Source organism: Streptomyces sp. NPDC048383 (assembly GCF_040651775.1).
Classification (GTDB): Bacteria; Actinomycetota; Actinomycetes; order Streptomycetales; family Streptomycetaceae; genus Streptomyces.
This window is the reverse complement of record NZ_JBEZKS010000001.1, coordinates 340658-359309: the sequence shown is the minus strand read 5'-3', so window position 1 is coordinate 359309 and position 18652 is coordinate 340658. Positions and strand designations below refer to the sequence as shown.

The following is an 18652-nucleotide window of genomic DNA, read 5'->3' as shown; positions in this document are numbered from 1 at the left end:
CCGACGGAGGGGGCGCCGCCTTCGCGCGTCACGGGGTTCAGCCGCGCGGGGAGCCCGCGTCCGGGATGACCGCGTCGGAGACGGGACGCTCCGAGGTCTTGGTCTCGACCGGCTTGCGCAGCGCGATGTTCAGCTCGCGCAGGCGGGCCTCCTCCAGCACCGTCGGTGCGCCCATCATCAGGTCCTGGGCGTTGCCGTTGAGCGGGAACGCGATGGTCTCGCGGATGTTCGGCTCGTCGGCCAGCAGCATCACGATGCGGTCGACGCCCGGGGCGATGCCACCGTGCGGCGGGGCGCCGAGGCGGAACGCGCGCAGCATGCCCGCGAACTCGCGCTCGACGGTCTCGGCCTCGTAACCGGCGATCTCGAAGGCCTTCAGCATGACCTCGGGCTCGTGGTTGCGGATGGCGCCGGAGGACAGCTCGATGCCGTTGCAGACGATGTCGTACTGCCAGGCCAGGATGTCGAGCGGGTCCTTCTCCTCCAGGTCCTTCATGCCGCCCTGCGGCATGGAGAACGGGTTGTGGGAGAAGTCGATCTTGCCGGTCTCCTCGTCCTTCTCGTACATCGGGAAGTCGACGATCCAGCAGAAGCGGAAGACGTTCTCCTCGAACTGGCCCGCGCGCTTGGCCGCCTCGACGCGGACGCCCGACATGATCTTGGAGACCTCGTCGAACTCGCCGGCGCCGAAGAACACCGCGTGGCCGGCCGCGAGGCCGAGGCGCTCGGTGAGGACCTTGACGTTCTCCTCGGTGAGGAACTTGGCGATGGGGCCGGTCAGGGCGCCCTCCTCGCCGACGCGGACCCAGGCCAGGCCCTTGGCGCCCAGCGAGATCGCGTACTCGCCGAGGCCGTCGAAGAACTTGCGGGGCTGGGCGGCGACGTCCGGGACGGCCAGCGCGCGCACGTGCTTGCCGGCGAACGCCTTGAACTCCGAGCCCTCGAACACGTCGGTGATGTCGACGAGCTCCAGCTTGGAGCGCAGGTCGGGCTTGTCGTTGCCGTACTTGAGCATCGACTCGCGGAACGGGATCCGCGGGAAGGGCGAGGTGACCTCGCGGCCGTTGCCGAACTCCGTGAAGATCTCGGTCATCAGGCGCTCGATCGGCTGGAAGACGTCCTCCTGCTCGACGAAGGACATCTCCACGTCGAGCTGGTAGAACTCGCCCGGCGAGCGGTCGGCGCGGGCGTCCTCGTCGCGGAAGCAGGGCGCGATCTGGAAGTACCGGTCGAAGCCGGAGATCATCAGCAGCTGCTTGAACTGCTGCGGAGCCTGCGGCAGGGCGTAGAACTTGCCCGGGTTCAGGCGGGACGGGACGACGAAGTCACGGGCGCCCTCGGGGGAGGTCGCCGTGAGGATCGGGGTCGCCATCTCGTTGAAGCCGAGCGCCACCATCTTCGAGCGGATCGACGCGATGACGGCCGAGCGCAGCATGATGTTGCGGTGCATGCGCTCGCGGCGCAGGTCGAGGAAGCGGTACTCCAGGCGGCGCTCCTCGTTCACCCCGTCATCGGTGTTGATGGTGAAGGGCAGCGGGGCGGACGCGCCGAGCACCTCGACGGCGGTGACCTCGACCTCGACCTCACCGGTGGAGAGCTCGGGGTTCACGTTGTCGGCGCCGCGGGAGACGACCTTGCCGTCGATGCGGACGACGGTCTCCTTGGTGACGCTGCTCAGCGCCTCGTTCGCGGCGGTGCCGGGACGGGCGACGAGCTGCGTGATGCCGTAGTGGTCCCGCAGATCGATGAAGAGGATGCCGCCCAGGTCTCGACGATTGTGGAGCCAACCGCTCAGCCGGACGTCGGAGGCGACGTCGGAAGCACGGAGCTCGCCGCACGTGTGGGACCTGTACCGATGCATCAGTCATCCAGTTCTACGCGATACCAGGGAGGATTCAACCGTCCCCAGGTTACCGCCCGGGCGGTGACGGCGTGGGCGCGCCCGGAGAGGGTGGCGAACGGGCAGGTCCATGGGATGACCTGTAAAGATGACCGGGTGCGCACCGAGGACGTCCTGGCCGCCATCGCGACCGGCCTGTGGCGATGGGACAACACCTCCGGGAAGGTCACGCTCGACGGCGAGGCCGCCCGGCTGCTCGGGCTGCCCGCCGAGCCCGTCGTACTGCCCGAGGTGGCCGTGCGCTCGCGGTTCCATCCGGTGGACTGGAACGAGATCAACGCCATCATCACCCTGGCCGTCGCCGAGGACACCCTCGCCGAGGCCCGGCTGCGGATCATGGACGAGGACGGCCGGGTCCTGCGCACCGTCCGCAGCCGCTCCAAGCCGTTGGAGCGCCGCACTCCGGACGGCCGGGTCGACTTCGAGCTGATCGGCACCCTCCAGGAGATCGCCGAGCCGCAGCCCGGCACGACGGCCGCGCACACCCCGATCACGGGTGACTGGCGGCGCTCGCGCGAGGCGTTCCTGCTGGACGCCGGCCGGGCGCTGGCCGAGGCGCGCTCCACGTCGGAGGTGCTGCGGGTGGCGGCCTCGCTGTCCATGCCGGGGTTCAACCCGGACGGGCTGGCGGTCTTCGGCGTCGAGGGCGACCGGCTGTCGGTCATCGGGCACCACGGGCACGGTCCCGGGGACGAGGGCCCCTTCACCGACATGGAGCGGGAGACGGACTACCCGGCCGCGGAGGTCGTCCGGACCGGGCGGGCGATCTACCTGTCGACCCCCGAGGACTACAAACGGCGCTTTCCGGCCGCCTGGCCGCTCGCCCAGCGGTTCGGCAGGGTCTCCTGGGCCTTCCTGCCGCTGATCGTCGCCGGGCGCACCATGGGCGCCTGGATGGCCGCCTTCAAGCACCCGGTGTCCTTCTCGCCCGACGAGCGGTCCGTGCTGACGACGGTGGCCCGGATGCTGGCCCAGGCCCTCCAGCGCGCCGGGGTGGCCGAATCCGAACGGGAACTCACGACGGGGCTCCAGCGGTCGATGATGCCGCAGCTCGGTCCGGAGGTCCCCGGCATGACGATCGCGGCCCGCTACGTCCCGACCGGCGGCGGGCTCCAGGTCGGCGGCGACTGGTACGACATGATCCCGCTGCCCTCGGGCCGCTTCGCGCTGGTGATCGGCGACGTCCAGGGGCACGACGTACGGGCCGCCGGGCTGATGGGCCAGCTGCGGATCGCGGTCCGCGCGTACGCCTCGGAGGGCCACCGGCCGGACGCCGTGCTGTCGCGGGCCTCCCGCTTCCTGGCCGGCCTGTGTTCCTCGCAGGAACGCGAGGAGGACGCCGGGCAGGACGGCGGCCCGCGCTTCGCGACCTGCCTGTACGTGGAGTGCGACCCGGAAACCGGAATGCTGGAGGTGGCCCGCGCCGGGCACCCCGATCCGGCCGTCCGGATGACCGACGGCACCGTACTGATGCGGCCGACGGCGGGCGGGCTGCCGCTCGGGATCATCCCGGACACCGACTACCCGACGACCCGGTTCGTCCTGGAACCCGGCGAGACGATGATGCTGTGCACCGACGGGCTCATCGAGACCGGCGGCCACGACCACGACACGGGCTGGGCCCGGCTGCGGGCGATCCTGGAGACCGAGCCCCCGGAACCGGCGGGCGGCGACGCGAGCGGCGGCGCCGGCTCGGCGCACCTGGAACGGATGGCGGACCTCCTGGTCCAAGCCGTGCACGGGCCGTCCTCGCACCACACCACGGGGCCGCTCGTCGACCGCCGCGAGGACGACATAGCGGTGGTGCTGCTGTGCCGCGAGGGTTCGGACTGCGGCTGCGGCACCACGGCCGCGCACCCGGCGCGGCTCGCCCGGCGCACGATGCTGACCGTGGCCCAGGCCGAACCCGGCCGGATCGCGGGGGCCCGCCGGCAGATCCGGGAGCTGCTGCACGACTGGGCGGACGACGACCAGGTGGACTCGGCGGTGCTGATGGTCTCCGAGATGGTGACGAACGTACTGGTGCACACCGACGGCGACGCGCTGCTGGTCGCCGAGGCGGCGGGCGACCTGGGCACCCGGCGGCTGCGCGTGGAGGTGGCCGACGGGAGCGACGAGCTGCCCCACAAGCGGCAGCCCGGGGAGATGGCGTCGAGCGGGCGCGGGGTGCTGCTCATGGAGATGCTGGCCGACGACTGGGGCGTCGATCCGCGGGGTGAGGGCAAGTCGATCTGGTTCGAGTTGCACGAACGGTCCAAGCCGGACGCCGACGCGCTCGACTGAGCCGGGTCCGCGCGGGTCACCGTGGTTCGATGCCGCGGTGTCGACCCCCGGCGCCGCCAGGTACTCCGACCCCGACCCCGCGGCCGCCCGAGGCCGTACGGCGGCTCGGCGCCCGGTGCGCCGTCGTCCTGCTCGTCACCGCCGTGCTCGGCACGGCCCTGCTCGGGCCGATGCACCGGCGGCTGATCGGCATGAAGGTCAACCGTTCGCTCGCGGCGACACCGGCGACCGGGGACCGGCCCGATGGCATGGCCGGGGTGCATAACCGCAGGTCAGGTCAGTGTCCTGAGGGACCGTCGACTTTCCCTTGCATGTGAGGTGTCTCACCCACCGGGATTTTGCCCTCCCGTTACCCGATGCTTACGATCGCATTTCGAACAGTCCATCGGGGGAGAGTGACTGCTTTGCACACCATGGAATCCGTGCGTCCAGCCATCGCCGACCAAGTGCCTGACCAGCACGCAGAGTTGACGAAAACGGACGCACACGGCACGGGAACCTGCGACTGCGCGCACCTGCGCGGTGCCGTCCACGATCCACGGGGGATCGGGACGCTCACCGGGCGCGAGCGCCAAGTGCTCGCGCTGCTCGGCCACGGCATGCCCAACCGGCTCATCGCCCGACAGTTGGGCGTCGTCGAACGGACCGCGAAGGCCCACGTGGCCAGCATCGTGGACAAGCTCGGCGTCAGTTCCCGGCTCGAAGCCGCGCTGATGGCCCACCTGCACCACCCGCTCATCTGCACCGGGCACGTTGTCCCGAAGGACACCACACCAAGGGACAACTCCCCATTGGACAACACCCCAAGGACCAATACCCCTACCTCCGGGCTCGGTTGTTGACTGGGGAACACCCCGCCGGAACCACGGGCGGGCGTTTCCAAATGATCCGGAGAGCACAATGCAGAAGATCGAGAACGTCAGCGTCATGGAGCTCGTCGGTGGCTTCGAGGCCTACGCCGACGCCGCCGAGCTGAACTTCGAGGCGTCGGCCGACGCCCCGGCGATCACGCCGACCCTCACCACCATCGCCTACACCAAGGTGAGCGTCGCCGCGTCCGCCGCGTCCGTCAAGTGGGGCTGCTGAAGCAGCAGTAGGGGCGGCCGGTAACGGCTGATCCCGAGCGGTCCTGGGCGCGAGCAAGGCGCCCAGGACCGCCGCAGCCCCATGCCCCGGCAACACCCGGGCCCGGGCCCCGCCCATTCTTTCCTGCCCTTCCCTTCCGCGACTCCCGGAGGTGCGGCGATGAGCCGCAGCGTCTCTGTTCTGCTGCCCATGGTCCCGACCCGCGCGGAGCACGCGGCGCCGTTCGCCGCGTTCGTCCAGTGGCGGGGAGCGCGGGCCCTGTGGCACGGACAGGCCCTCCTCAACGAACAGCACCAGATCCTGGCGCAGTTGAGCGGCATGGGACTGGGCGTCCCCTTCGGGATCGGCGTCTCGTTGATGCCGCTGCGCCATCCCGTGCAGGCCGCCATCGAGGCCCGCACGCTCGCCGCGGCCTCCGGCCACCCGATCACCGCGGGCTTCGGCCCCGGCGCACGCGCCTTGCAGGCGATGGTGCTCGGCGAGCCGTACAAGAGCCCGCTGACCGCCTGCCGCGAGTACCTGAACATCGTCCGCGGACTGCTCGACGGCGACGAGGTCGACCAGCGCGGCAGCTACTTCTCCTGCGTCGGCGCCCTGCCGCCCGCGCCCGCGCCTCCCGTCCGCGTCGGACTCGGGGTGCTGCGCCCCGGCATGGCCCGGATCGCCGGCGAGGCCGCGGACGTGGCGATTACCTGGCTGACCCCGCCCGCGTACGTGCGCGACGTCATCGTGCCCGCGCTGCGCGAGGGCGCCGAGGCTGCCGGGCGGCCGGTGCCGCGCGTCGTGTCCGTCGTCCCGATGGTCGCCGCGGCCGACGGCAGGAACCCCCTGACCGCGCTCGCCACCGGCAGCTCCAGCCACTTCGGCGCGCCCCACTATCGGGACATGCTGACCCGCGCCGAGGTGCGGGTCGACCCCGAGGACCCGGCCGCCACCGCCGCGGGCCTCCTCGCCGCGGGCGGAGCCCTCACCGGCGACGCCGCGGAGATGGCCGCGGGCGTCGCCGCGTACCACGCGGCGGGCGTGGACGAGGTGGTCCTCAACAACGTCGGGGTCGCCCTGCTGGAGGGACCGCGCGCCGTACTGCGCGACCTGGAAGCCCTGTTCACCGGAAACGGCTGGTGAGCCCGGTGACCGAACACAAGGGGGACGGCCGGACCGGCACGGGCATCGGGGGCGCCGGGGCCGACCAGGCCGTCGAAGCCGCTGAGGCCACCCGGGCCTCCGCGCCACCCGCGCCCGCCGGGCTCGGGTTCACGCGGTTGCTGCTCGTCGCCACCGGGTCCGTCTCCGCCGCCGAACTGCCGTCCTGGATCGCCTGGTTGCGTGCCACGCACCCCGAGCTGGAGATCCAGACCGTCCTCACCCGCAGCGCCCAGCGCTTCGTCACCCGCGAGTCCCTCAACCTGCTCACGGGCCGCCGCACCATGGTCGACGCCTGGCCGGAGGAACCCGTCCTGCGCGCCCCGCACGTCGACCTGACCGCCTGGGCGGAGGCCGTCCTCGTCCACCCCTCGACGTTCTCGTACACCGCCCGCCTCGCGCTGGGCCTCGCCGACAGCCCCTCACTGCTCACCGCGCAGTGCACGGCGGCGCCCGTCGCCGTCGCACCCGCGCTGCCGCCCGGCGGCGTACGCAGCCACGCCTTCCACCGGCACGTCGAGTCCCTCGCGGAGCGCCCCAACTGCGTCGTCGTACCGCCGGTGCCCGCGCTCAGCCTGACCACCGGGCGCACCGACAGCTGGGCCGCCGCCCCGCTGCCCGACGTACTCGACGCCCTCGGCGCGCTGCACCGACGGCTCACCGCGGAGCCGACGCCGTGACCGCGGCCCCGCACACGGCTCAGGGCGCCGTCGTCGTCGACGCCTACGCCACCGGCCTGCTCGCCACCACCGTCACCGCCCTGCCCGACGGCGCTCACCACTGGCTGCGCCGGCCCGGTACGCGGGCCCCCGAACCGTTCGCCCCGCTCACCCCCCGCCTGCGCGCAGTCGTCGAGCAGACCTCCCCCGGCCCCGGCACCCGCCTGCTCGTCGGGGCGGCGGCGCCGGACGGCGCCCGGGCGTACGCCGCCCCCGGCCCGTACTCCGTGGCCCACTGGCTCATCGCCGGCGGCAGCCCGCACGCCGTCCCCGGCGGCCCGCGCGCGCTCCACGACGCCCTCCGCGAGGTCGGCGCGCTGCTCGCCGCGCTGCACGCCCGGCCCGTCCCCGCGGAGGCCCGCCGGCCGGCCCGCGCCGCCGTCCGGCTCCACGCCTGGCTGTCCGGGCGTACGAACGCCGGCGGCGCGACCGCCGCGGACCTGCTGGGCGGCGCCGCCGTCGGCCCCCTGCGCGACTGGGCCGCCGAAGCCGCGCACCCCGCGACCGGGCACGTCCTGTCGCACGGCGCGCCGAGCCTCGGCTCGCTCGTCCCCCGCGCCGGCGGGGTCGGCGCGGGGGTGCTGCTGACCGGCGAGGACCTGTGCGCCGCACCGGCCCATGTCGACCTGGGCTGGATCGCCGGCGAACTCGCCGAGTTCCGCTGGCTGCTGGGCACCGCCGGCGACCCCCGCGACTGGCAGCAGCCGTTGGAAGCCCTGCTCGACGGCTACGGCGCCGACTCCGCGCCCGCGCGCGACGGCTGCCTGCGCGGCGCCGCCCTGCGCATCGCGCTCCACGCGCACGACACGGCCGCGTACGTCCCGGACGGCGCCGACACGGCCCGCCTGTACGGCGTGCTCGCCACCACGCTCACCGAAGGAGCGGCCGCATGACCGGCATCGGGATCCGCGCGACCGGCGGGACGGGCCCGCGCCGGCTGACCCTCGACAACGGGCTGCGCGTACTGATCGACACGGCGGCGACACCGGTCGGTCTCATAGCCGTCGCGGTGCACTACGGCGTCGGCTTCCGCTCGGAGCCCGAGGGCCGTGCCGGCGTCGCCCACCTGCTGGAGCACATGATGTTCGAGGGCAGCGAACGCCTTCCGGAACGCGCCTACTTCACCGCCCTCGTGGCCGCCGGCGGATCCGCCGAGGGCACCACCCACCAGGACTACACGGACTACGTCCACGTCGTTCCCACCGCGGACCTGGAACGGGCACTGGCCGCCGAGGCCGACCGGATGCGCGCCCCCCTCTTCACCGCGAACTCCCTCGCCGAGCAACTCGCGGGCGTAGGGGCCGAGATCAGGGCCGCCGTCCACGACGCCCCGCTCGGTGGGCTGCCCTGGCCGCTGCTGCCGGCCCTGATGTACGACCGTTGGGCCAACTCCCACGACGGCTACGGCGACCTGCCCGAACTCGCCCGCCTGACGCCCGGGGACTGCGCCGACTTCTTCCGCGCGCACTACGCCCCGGGCAACGCCGTCCTCACGGTCAGCGGCGCCGACGACCCCGACCGGGTCGCCGCGCTCGTCACCCGGCACTTCGCCGCGGTGCCGGCCCGGCCGGCCCCCGATACCGCACCCCGCCCGGTCCTGGCAGAACCCCCGCTCGCCACGGACCGGGTGGGCGTGCACACCGTGCCCGGGGGCGGCGCCGTCAGCCTCGGCTACCGGCTGCCCGACCCCGCGACCGACCTCGACGGCTACCTCGCCCGGCTCGTGGTCGCCCGGCTGCTGGCCGTACCCCCCGTGGACGCGGGCTGCGGCTTCTTCGGGCCGCTGGACGCACTCGACCCCGACACCCTCGTCATCACCCTGCCCGCCGCCGACGAGGACGGCGTACGGGAGGCCCTGCGCCGGGTCGACGACGCACTGCGGGCCCTCGCCGGCGCCGGCGACGCCGAGGTCCGGCAGGCGGCGGGCCGGCTCGCCGACGACCACCTGCGCGCCCACCACGGCGCGGACCAGCGGGCCCGCGCACTGGGCCGGCTGGAGATCCTCCTCGGCGGTCCCGCCCTCCTCGACGCCCTGCCCGACCGCCTGCGGACCCTGGACCCGGACCGGGTCCGGGCGGCCGCCGGCGCCCTGTCCGCCGACCACCGTGCGGTCCTGGCCCTCCTCCCGGGCGGCGCCCCGACCCTGTTCCGCGACCTGACGGCGACTCCCCGCCCCGCCAACCCGGCCCCGCTCCCGCTCCCGCGCCGCGCCCCGACACCCGGCGCGACCGCACAGCCCGCCTCCCGCACCGCCGATACGCAGGCACCGGCACCCGGCGCTGCCGGTACGCCCGCACCGGTACCCGGAACCACCGCACCGGAACACGGCGCCCCCACGCCGGAGCCGGAGCCCCACGACTTCCCTCCTACGCCCGGCACTGTCCCCGCGCCCGCGTCGGCGCCCCGCGACCCCGCTGCCACGCCCGGCACCGCCCGCGAGCCCTGCGGCTCCGCGACCGCGCCGCGTTCCGCCGTCGCGGCGGGTCCGGAGCCGGCACCGGTGCCCGTCGCGGCCTCGGCGGCGCCCCGGTTGCGGGCGTTCGGGTTCGCCGAGAGCGGGGGCGGGAGCGGGCGGGTCGGTGGTGAGCCCGTCGTCGCCGCCGTGCGGGACACCCGGGCGCCCCTCGTGGAGTTCCGGCTGCGTCTGCCCGCGCCCCCGGCGGCCGCGCCCGCCGACCGGGAACGGCTCGCCCTGGTGCTCGCCGACCGCTGGGCGGCCCGCTTCCCCGCGCGGGGATCGGTGTCCACGACCGTGGAGGGCGGCGCCGTCCTGCTCGACGCCTGGCTGCCCGCGCCCGCCCCCGACCCGGTGGTGTTCGCCGACCTGCTCGGCGTCCCGCCCACGGCCGCCGAGCTCGCCGACGCGGAACCGCGCGCCCGGGCCCGCATGGGCGGCCGGGTCAGCAGCCCGACTTGGCTCGTCGAACAGGCGCTGCGTCAGCGGCTCCTGGCCGGCGGGCCCGTACCGGGCGGCAGCGGCGTCACCCCGCCCCCGTACGCGGGGGGCGTCGAGCTCACCGCCGTCGGCGACCTCGATCCCGACGCCTGGGTCGCGGCGGCGACCGCCGCCCTGCGTCCCCCGCTCACCGCACGGCCCGGACCCGCCCCGTCGTTCCCGGCCGCCACCGAGGGCCTCGCGCTGCTCACCCTGCCCCCGGCCCTGCCCGCGACCGTCGCCCACCTGGTGTGGGCCACCCCTGAACCGCCCCCGACCGGGTCGTTCGCCGCGCGCTGGCTCGCCGTGTCCGTGCTCGGCGGGGGCCAGCCCGGCGCACGGCTCGCCGCGCTGCGCACGCCGCAGGCCCCGTACGGCTTCACCTCGTACGCGGGCCGCTTCGGCGACCACGCCGGTACGGGGCCGCTCGTGCGGATCCACGCCCAACTGCCGCCCGACGGAGCCGTCGAGGCCGCCGCCGTAATCCGCGCGGAGCTGCGCCGCACCGCGACCGAGCCGCCCACCGCCGGCGAGGTGGACGCCGCCCGCCGGTACTGCGCGGGCCAGTTCGCGCGCATGCCGCAGTCGCAGTCCTCGTTCGCCGACCAACTGAGCGCCTGGCTCGCGACCGGCCGACGGACCGCCGAACTCGTCGACTTCCCCGACGCCCTGTACGGGGCGCCGGCCGCCGAGGTGGCCCGTGACTGCGCCCGCCTCTTCGCCCAGCCCGCCTACGCCGGAGTGCTCGCCGCCCCGGCCACCGACCCGGCCGGACCAGCCGACCCGGCCCGACCCGCCGACCCGGCCGCTCCGGCCCTCCCGGCCGAGGAGACCCCGTGACCCGCACCATCGCCCTCACCCCGCCCCGCACCGAACTGCGGTTCCAGCCGGTCGATCTCGACGGCGTGCCCGAGGTCGACGCACTGCTGCGGCGCCTCGGCACGGGCCCCTTCGACCGCGCCGACCTCACCGCGCTGCCCGGCCGCAACGACACCTGGGCGGGCCGCACGACCGGCGGCGCCCGCGTGTTCGTCAAGCGGCTGACCGGGCCGCCGCAGGACGTACGGGCCCGGATGGGGCGCGCGCTCGCCTACGAACGGATCGTCGCGGACGCCCCCGCCGACGTACTGCGCGGCCCCGCGCTGCTCGGCAACGACCCGGACGCCGGGCTGCTCGCCTTCGACTACCTCCAGGACGCCCGGAGCGGCGCCGAGTTGATGGCCGACCAGGAGTTCACTCCGGAGCTCGCGCACCGCGCCGGCCTCGCCCTGGGCCGGCTGCACGCCCGCCCCGTCGGACCGCGCGACGACCTGGAGCGGAGCACGCCCGTCCTGCCCTCCCCGGAGCTGCTGGAGGCCCTGCCCGCCGCCGTGTTCGAGGAGCTCAGCGGCGCGGAGCTGGAGACCTGGCGACTGCTGCAGAACGACGCCCCGCTGATCACCGCCGTGCACCGACTGCTCGCCGACGAGCGGGCCGCGCCGCGCGTGCCCGCCCACTGCGACCTGCGGATGGACCAGTTCCTGATCACCGGCCGGCCCGGCCCGGACAGCCGGCTGCACGTGGCCGACTGGGAGGAGTTCCGCCTCGCCGACCCGGCCCGCGACGTGGGCGGCTTCGCCGGCGAATGGCTGCACCGCGCCGTCCACGACATCGTCACCACCCGCGGTGACGCCGACACCGCCGCCTTCGCCGGCCTGTCCATGACCCGCGAGACCGTGCTCGCCCGCGGCGCGGAGAAGCTGACCCGGCTGCGTCCGGTCGTCCAGGAGTTCTGGCGCGGCTACCGCGAGGCCCGGCCGGACGCCGATCCGGGCCTGGCCGAACGGGCCACCGCCTTCGCGGGCTGGCACCTGCTGGACCGACTGCTCGCCGGGGCCGCCCGTTCCAACCGGCTGCTCGGCATCGAGCGGGCCGCCGCCGGCATCGGTCGGACGGCCCTTCTCGACCCCGCCCGCTTCACCCACGTCGTCGGACTCGGAGACGCCTCGTGACCACCGCCGCAGCCACCGCCCCCACCGCGCCGGCCGACGCCGCCCTGGCCCCCGCCCTCGCCGACGCCCTGGCCCGCATCCACCTCTCCGCCGACGGCCTCACCGCCACCGTCGGCCCCCGCACCATCGAGGGCGAGTCCACCCGCGAACTCCAGCAGCGGCTGGGCGCGGCCCTGTACGAGGTGTTCCACACCGGCCGCGCCGAGGCCGACACCCGCCCCCGCCGCATGGCCCCGCGCGACCACGGCTTCGAGCGCGAGCTGGCGGCGGCGCTGCCGCACCACGAGATCACCCGCACCGGGGTCCTGCTCCGCGCCCCGCAGCCGCCCACCACCGACAGGGGGGCGCGCGTACCCGAGGCACCCGCGTCCGAGGCACCCGTACCCGAGGCGCTCGTGTCCTGGGACGGCGTCCGCGTGCGGGTTCCCGTGGCCCGCCTCACCGCCGACGGCCCGCTCGTGCCCGGCGCCGAGGTGCGCAGCCCCGCCTCCCCGGCCCGGCCCGCGCTCTCGCCCGGGTTCTTCTACGCCATGGGCTCCCGAGAGCCGCGCTTCGGCGACGAACTGCTCCGGGTCTACGTCCACCTCACCGATCCCGCCCGGGCCCCGCGCGTCTGGGGCGCCGTACTGGAGCGCCTGGAGGCGGCCGGGGCCGGCTACCACGCCAAGGTGCTGTCCGGTCCGGCCGACTACCCCCGTCGCGACGCCCTCGTCGTCTACCTGGGCGCCGAGTCCCGGGGCGCCTGCCACACCGTCGCCGACGCCGTCCGCGACCTGCCCGGCACCGGCTCCGACACCTCGGTCTTCGCCCACCGGCTCGGCCCCGCCGCCGCCGTGGCATGGGAGCCGGCCGACCCCCGGCCCGGCGCGGGCGGACTGAGCTTCGGCCAGCACCGCGCGGCGGCCCTCGCCGAGGCCGCCGTACGGGCCGCCGCAGGAGCCGGCTCCGACACCGACGCCCACCCCGCCCGCTCCGCGTTCGCCGGCGCCGGCATCGACCCCGGCGCCCCCTACCGGAACCTGGCCTCCCCGGGCCTCCCCGCCCGCTGAGCGGGACGGCCCCCGGGCCTCCCGTCCCCCCACCCCCACCCAGCCGGAAGGCAGCGCGATGCACCACCCCCCCGAAGGCGAAACGGTCCCGGCGGCCGTGGAAGTACGAGGTCTCCGCAAGGAGTTCGACGGCAAACCGGCCGTCGGCGGAATCGACCTCACCGTCCCCCGGGGCAGCTTCTACGGCCTCGTCGGCCCCAACGGCGCCGGCAAGACCACCAGCCTTTCCATGATCACCGGCCTGCTCCGGCCCGACGCGGGCACCGTCCGCGTCGCCGGGTACGACGTCTGGCAGGACCCGTACGAGGCCAAGCACCGCATCGGCATCCTGCCCGACGGCCTGCGCCTGTTCGAGCGGCTCTCGGGCCGGGAACTGCTCCGCTACACCGGGCGGTTGCGGGAACTGCCCGCCGCCGACACCGAGGCCCGCGCCGAGGAGCTGCTCGACGTGCTCGGGCTCACCGAGGCCGGCGACAAGCTCGTCGTCGACTACTCGACCGGCATGCGCAAGAAGATCGGCCTGGCGGCCGCGCTGCTGCACAACCCGCCGGTGCTGTTCCTCGACGAACCCTTCGAGAGCGTCGACCCGGTGTCGGCCGAGACGATCCGCGAGGTGCTGCGCCAGTACACCGCGACCGGCTCGACGGTGATCTTCTCCAGCCACGTCATGGAGCTCGTGGCGGCCCTGTGCACGCACGTCGCCATCATGGCCAAGGGCAGCGTCGTCGCCGACGGCACCCTGGAGGTGGTACGGGCCGGCCGCAGCCTGAACGAGCGCTTCATGGAACTGGTCGGCGCCCCCGCCGGGAAGGCGAAGGGGGGGAGCCTCGCATGGTTGGGGTCTTCGTCGGGCTGAAACTCGCCCTCCTGCGCAGCAGTCTGCGCCGCAGCACCGCCCGCGCCGTGGGCTTCGTCTCCGGCTCGCTCATCAGCCTGACCGGCGCCTGCTGGGTGGCCGTGGGCCTGGCCCGGGCCCAGGGCGAACCCGAATCGGCCGACTTCGCCGTCCTCGTCCTCGCCGGACTGGCCGTCGCCTGGCTGGCGCTGCCGCTGTCCTTCGGCGCGGGCGGCGACGAGAGCTCCGATCCGACCCGGCTCGCCGTGCTGCCCGTACGGCCGAGCCGGCTGATCGCGGGGGCCACCGCCTCCGCGCTCGTCGGCCCGGGGCCGCTGTGCACCCTCGTCCTCATCACCGGAGCCGTCGTCGGCGCCGCCGAGGGCGCGTTCGACAGCCTGCCCGGCGCGCTCGTCACCGTCCTCGCCGTGCCGCTGGCGCTGCTGCTGTGCGTGGTCGCCTCCCGGGCCGTACTGGCGGCCTTCGCGCGGGCGTTGACCGGCCGGCGCGGCAAGGACGCCGCCGCCCTCGGCGGCCTGCTGACCGCCGTCGGCGGGTACGCCGCCTACCTGTTGCTGACCACCGCCGGCTCCGGTCTCGCGCTGCCGCCCGTCGTCGTACGGATCCTGCGCCGGACCCCGCCCGGCTGGCCGGCCGACGCCGTCCGGGCCGCCGCCGACGGCAGGACCGGCACCGCCCTGCTCGAACTCGCCGGGACCGCCGCCCTGATCGGCCTGCTGATGGTGTGGTGGCACGGCTCCCTGGCCCGCCTGATGACCACCACGGACTCCTCCACGGCCCGGGCCGGTGAGGTCCGCGCCGCCCGTACGACCGGCCGCCGGGCCCGGCTCCTCGCCTCCAGCCGGACCCTGCTGGTCGCCCACCACCAGCTGAGCGCCTTCGCCCGGTCCCCGAGGCACCGCATGACGATGATCGCGGCGCTGGCGTACGCGGTGCTGTTCCCCGTCGTGATGGTGCCGATCGGCGCGCGCACCCCGTACGTCGCCGTCGGCGGCGCCTGGGTCTTCGGACTGACCGTCCCCGGCGTGCTGTTCGCCCTGGACGGCTCCGCGATCTGGAGCAACGTCGCCACGCTGCGCACCGTGGCGCAGGCCCGTGCCGAACTCGTCGGCCGGCTGCTTCCCCAGCTGGTGTTCATCGTGCCGTGGCTGACCGTCGTGGGCTGCGGCGTCGCCCTCGCCACCGGGCGCACCGACCAGCTCGCGGCCGCGCTCGGCGTCAGCTTCGCGCTGCTCGGGGTGACGTTCGCCCTGGGCATGGTCATCAGCGTGTTCCGCCCCTACCCGTACCCCGAGGACCCGTGGAGCGTGAGCGCGCCCGGCCAGAGCGGCGGCTACCACCTGGCGAACTTCTGCGGCTCGCTCCTCGGGGTGGTGGCGATCGCCCCGGTGATCATCGGCGCGATCGCCCTGGACGGCTCCGCGTCCTCCTGGCTGCTGCTGCCGCTGGGGACGGCGTACGGGATGCTCGCCGTCCTGGTGACGCTGCGGGCCATGGGTCGGCGGCTGTTCGAGAAGGCGCCGGAGATCCTCACCGTCCTGCGGATGTCCTGACCCACCGACCCGACGAAGGAACGAGAGAAGCCACCACGATGAAGGCCGGCACGACGAAGGGCGACGCGATGGACGCGGACGCGGCGACGGGCGACACGGTCGCGGCCGAGGCCGACACGGCTGACGCAGGCACGGCCGAAGCAGGCATGGGCGAAGCAGGCACGGGCGAAGCAGGCACGGCCAACGCCGAAGCGGTCAAGGCCGATGCGGTCGACGCCGCCGGGCCCGGTGCCACCCGCACCCTGCTGGAGCACGCCCGCCCGCACCGCAAGGCCCTGATCGCCGGCGCCGCCCTGAGCGCGCTCGGCGGGCTCAGCGGCCTCGCCCAACCCCTGGTGGCCAAGTCGTTCGTCGAGGCGCTCGCCGTCGACGGGTCCGTCACCCGCCAGGTACTGCTCCTCGCCCTGCTGATCGTGGGCGGAGCGCTGACCAGTGCGTTCGGCGTGTACACCGTGGAACGGGCCGCCGAGAGCGTGGTGTTGGGCGCCCGCAGGCGGCTGATCTCCCGACTGCCCCGGCTGCGCGTCGCGGACCTGGACCGGCGGCCGCCCGGCGACCTCATATCCCGGGTCACCGCCGACACCACCCTGCTGCGCGAGGCGGCGACCAACAACCTGGTCGACACCCTCATCGGCTCCGTCACCCTGCTCGGCATGCTGGTCCTGATGGCCTGGCTCGACGTCGTCCTGTTCCTCGCCGTGCTCGGCGTCGTCGTCGCCATCGGCGGGTGCACCGCCCTGGTGATGCCGCGCATCGCGCGGGCGAGCAAGGAGGCCCAGGAGGCCCTCGGCGAGCTGGGTTCGGGGCTGGAGCGACTGCTCGGAGCGATCCGTACGGTGAAGGCCAGCGGCGCCGAACAGCGCGAGAGCGCCGTCCTGGAGGGTTCGGCGCGGGGCGCCTGGCGGGCGGGCCTGCGGGCGGCCCGGTGGGGCGCGGTGGCCGGCACCTCCAGCGGCCTGGTCGTGCAGTTGGCGTTCCTGACGGTGCTGGGCCTGGGCGGGGCGCGCGTCGCGAACGGGTCGATGAGCGTCGCCTCGCTGATCGGCTTCCTGCTGTACCTGTTCTACCTGGTGGGGCCGGTCGCCCAGTTGGCGAGCGGGATCAGCGGCCTCCAAGTGGGCACCGCGGCCGTCCGCCGCATCCACGAGGTGCTGGAACTCGCCCCCGAGGAAGGCGAAGCGGAGGTACCCGCAGCACGGACGGCACGCGAGCGCGGCACCACCGGGGGCGGCGCGGGCATCGTCTTCCGGGACGTCGTCTTCCGTTACCGCGAGGACGGCCGACCCGTCCTGGACGGGGCCGACTTCGAGATCCGACCCGGCGGACTGACCGCCGTCGTCGGCCCCTCCGGCACCGGCAAGAGCACGCTGTTCGCCCTGCTGGAGCGCTTCTACGACATCGACAGCGGCAGCGTCACCGTCGACGGCCGCGAGCTGCGCGACTGGAACCCGGCCGAACTGCGACGGACCATCGGCTACGTGGAGCAGGACGCCCCGGTCCTGGCGGGCACCCTGCGCGACAACCTGACGTTCGCCGCCCCGGACGCGAGTCCGGACGAACTCCGGCACGTCATGGATCAGGTACGACTGACCACGCTCGTCGACGCCCTGCCGGAGGGCCTCGACACCGAGGTCGGCCACCGCGGTACGGCCCTGTCAGGCGGCCAGCGCCAGCGCGTCGCCATCGCCCGCGCGCTGCTGCGCCGGCCCCGGCTGCTGCTGCTCGACGAGGCCACCTCGCAGCTCGACGCGCTCAACGAGGGCGAGCTGCGCGAGGTCATCGCGGACATCGCGCGCACCACCACCGTCCTGGTGATAGCCCACCGCCTGTCCACGGTGACGGGGGCGCGCCGCATCCTCGTCCTGGAGGACGGCCGTGTGCGCGCCTCGGGCACGCACGCCGAACTCCTGCGCGAGGGCGGCCTGTACGCCCGCCTGGCCGCCGGCCAAACCCTCGGCGGCGACCACGGGACCTCGCGACCGACCGCCGACTGACGGTCGGGGCGGGCTCCCGAACGTCGGGAGCCCGTCGGACGGGTCAGTCCTGGTCGGCCTCACCGGCGCCGCGGTGGCCGAGGCCCGTGCGCTGCGTCGTCGGGATCGTGCCGAGCCGGCCGGCCTGGAAGTCGTCGAAGGCCTGCTGGAGTTCCTGCCGGCTGTTCATGACGAACGGGCCGTAGTGCGCCATCGGTTCCCGGATCGGGCGACCGCCGAGCAGCACGATCTCCAGCGCGGGCGCGTTGGAGTCCTGGGACTCGTCCGCCCGGATGGTGAGCGAGCCGCCCTCGCCGAAGACGGCCGTCTGACCCTTCTGGATCGGACGCCGCTCCTGGCCGACCGCACCGCGTCCGGCCAGGACGTACGCGAGGGCGTTGAAGTCCGCGCGCCACGGGAGGGTGATCTGCGCGCCCGGGGTGACGGTCGCGTGGATCATCGTGATCGGGGTGTGGGTGATGCCCGGGCCCTGGTGTCCGTCCAGCTCACCGGCGATGACGCGGAGCAGCGCGCCGCCGTCGGGGGTGGTCAGCAGCTGGACCTGGCCGCCGCCGATGTCCTGGTAGCGCGGGGGCATCATCTTGTCGGAGGACGGCAGGTTGACCCACAGCTGGAGTCCGTGGAAGAGCCCGCCCGACAGGACGAGGGACTCCGGCGGGGCCTCGATGTGCAGGAGGCCCGCCCCGGCGGTCATCCACTGCGTGTCACCGCCGTTGATGACTCCGCCGCCGCCGTTGCTGTCCTGGTGGACGAAGGTTCCGTCGATCAGGTACGTGACGGTTTCGAAGCCGCGGTGGGGGTGCCACGGGGTGCCCTTCGGCTCACCCGGGGCGTACTCCACCTCGCCCATCTGGTCCATCATGATGAACGGGTCGAGGTGCTCGTAGTTGATCCCCGCGAACGCGCGGCGCACCGGGAATCCCTCGCCCTCGAAGCCGCTCGGCGCCGTGCTCACGGCCAGCACCTTGCGGGCGGCGGCCGTCTGCGGCTCGGCCACGCGCGGGAGGGTCAACGGGTTCTCAACAGTCACTGCGGGCATGGTCAGGACCTCCTTCTGCGTCGAGTTTAGTTGAAACTCGAACTTTCTGCCACACCCGGCCACAACGGGAGGTGCGTCGGGATAATTCCCGCACCGCGCCAACC

Annotated in this window: 14 protein-coding genes; 12 read left to right on the top strand and 2 right to left on the bottom strand. The window is 74.5% G+C overall.

Going from position 1 to position 18652, the window contains the following annotated elements:
- Window positions 1-37 precede the first annotated feature (37 nt).
- The gene (gene aspS, locus AB0D46_RS01700; RefSeq protein WP_362875241.1) at window positions 38-1861 is read right to left on the bottom strand and encodes an aspartate--tRNA ligase; all 1824 of its coding nucleotides are present in this window, start codon (window positions 1859-1861) and stop codon (window positions 38-40) included.
- 135 nt (window positions 1862-1996) lie between these two features.
- Between aspS and AB0D46_RS01695 the strand changes: the two genes are divergently transcribed.
- From AB0D46_RS01695 to AB0D46_RS01640, 12 genes are all read left to right on the top strand, one after another.
- Window positions 1997-4183, top strand: a complete 2187-nt coding sequence (locus AB0D46_RS01695; RefSeq protein ID WP_362875468.1) for a SpoIIE family protein phosphatase — start codon at window positions 1997-1999, stop codon at window positions 4181-4183.
- A 422-nt stretch (window positions 4184-4605) separates the two neighbouring features.
- Complete coding sequence (locus AB0D46_RS01690) at window positions 4606-5025, top strand: helix-turn-helix transcriptional regulator (protein ID WP_362875240.1); 420 nt, start codon at window positions 4606-4608, stop codon at window positions 5023-5025.
- Window positions 5026-5083: 58 nt separating this feature from the next.
- Window positions 5084-5269, top strand: a complete 186-nt coding sequence (locus tag AB0D46_RS01685) for an LxmA leader domain family RiPP (RefSeq protein WP_362875239.1) — start codon at window positions 5084-5086, stop codon at window positions 5267-5269.
- Window positions 5270-5428: 159 nt separating this feature from the next.
- Entirely contained in the window at window positions 5429-6394 is a 966-nt protein-coding gene (locus AB0D46_RS01680; protein WP_362875238.1) for an LLM class flavin-dependent oxidoreductase, read from the top strand.
- 5 nt (window positions 6395-6399) lie between these two features.
- Entirely contained in the window at window positions 6400-7092 is a 693-nt protein-coding gene (locus AB0D46_RS01675) for a flavoprotein (protein ID WP_362875237.1), read from the top strand.
- A complete protein-coding gene (locus AB0D46_RS01670; RefSeq protein WP_362875236.1) occupies window positions 7089-8024 on the top strand; it encodes a hypothetical protein in 936 nt (311 codons plus the stop codon). The genes AB0D46_RS01675 and AB0D46_RS01670 overlap by 4 nt, the downstream gene beginning before the upstream one ends.
- A complete protein-coding gene (locus tag AB0D46_RS01665; protein WP_362875235.1) occupies window positions 8021-10906 on the top strand; it encodes an insulinase family protein in 2886 nt (961 codons plus the stop codon). Before AB0D46_RS01670 ends, AB0D46_RS01665 begins: the two co-directional genes overlap by 4 nt.
- A complete protein-coding gene (gene lxmK, locus AB0D46_RS01660; RefSeq protein ID WP_362875234.1) occupies window positions 10903-12057 on the top strand; it encodes a class V lanthionine synthetase subunit LxmK in 1155 nt (384 codons plus the stop codon). Before AB0D46_RS01665 ends, lxmK begins: the two co-directional genes overlap by 4 nt.
- The gene (locus AB0D46_RS01655) at window positions 12054-13106 is read left to right on the top strand and encodes a T3SS effector HopA1 family protein (RefSeq protein ID WP_362875233.1); all 1053 of its coding nucleotides are present in this window, start codon (window positions 12054-12056) and stop codon (window positions 13104-13106) included. Before lxmK ends, AB0D46_RS01655 begins: the two co-directional genes overlap by 4 nt.
- A gap of 58 nt (window positions 13107-13164) precedes the next feature.
- Window positions 13165-13962, top strand: coding sequence for an ABC transporter ATP-binding protein (locus AB0D46_RS01650; protein WP_362875232.1), 798 nt, complete (start codon window positions 13165-13167; stop codon window positions 13960-13962).
- A complete protein-coding gene (locus AB0D46_RS01645; protein WP_362875231.1) occupies window positions 13938-15515 on the top strand; it encodes a transporter in 1578 nt (525 codons plus the stop codon). Before AB0D46_RS01650 ends, AB0D46_RS01645 begins: the two co-directional genes overlap by 25 nt.
- 38 nt (window positions 15516-15553) lie before the next feature.
- Window positions 15554-17509 carry an ABC transporter ATP-binding protein gene (locus AB0D46_RS01640; protein ID WP_362875230.1) on the top strand — a complete coding sequence of 652 codons (1956 nt, stop codon included), beginning with the start codon at window positions 15554-15556 and terminating at the stop codon, window positions 17507-17509.
- Window positions 17510-17552: 43 nt separating this feature from the next.
- Here the strand turns inward: AB0D46_RS01640 and AB0D46_RS01635 are convergent, their stop codons facing one another.
- A complete protein-coding gene (locus AB0D46_RS01635; protein WP_362875229.1) occupies window positions 17553-18548 on the bottom strand; it encodes a pirin family protein in 996 nt (331 codons plus the stop codon).
- Window positions 18549-18652: the final 104 nt, after the last annotated feature.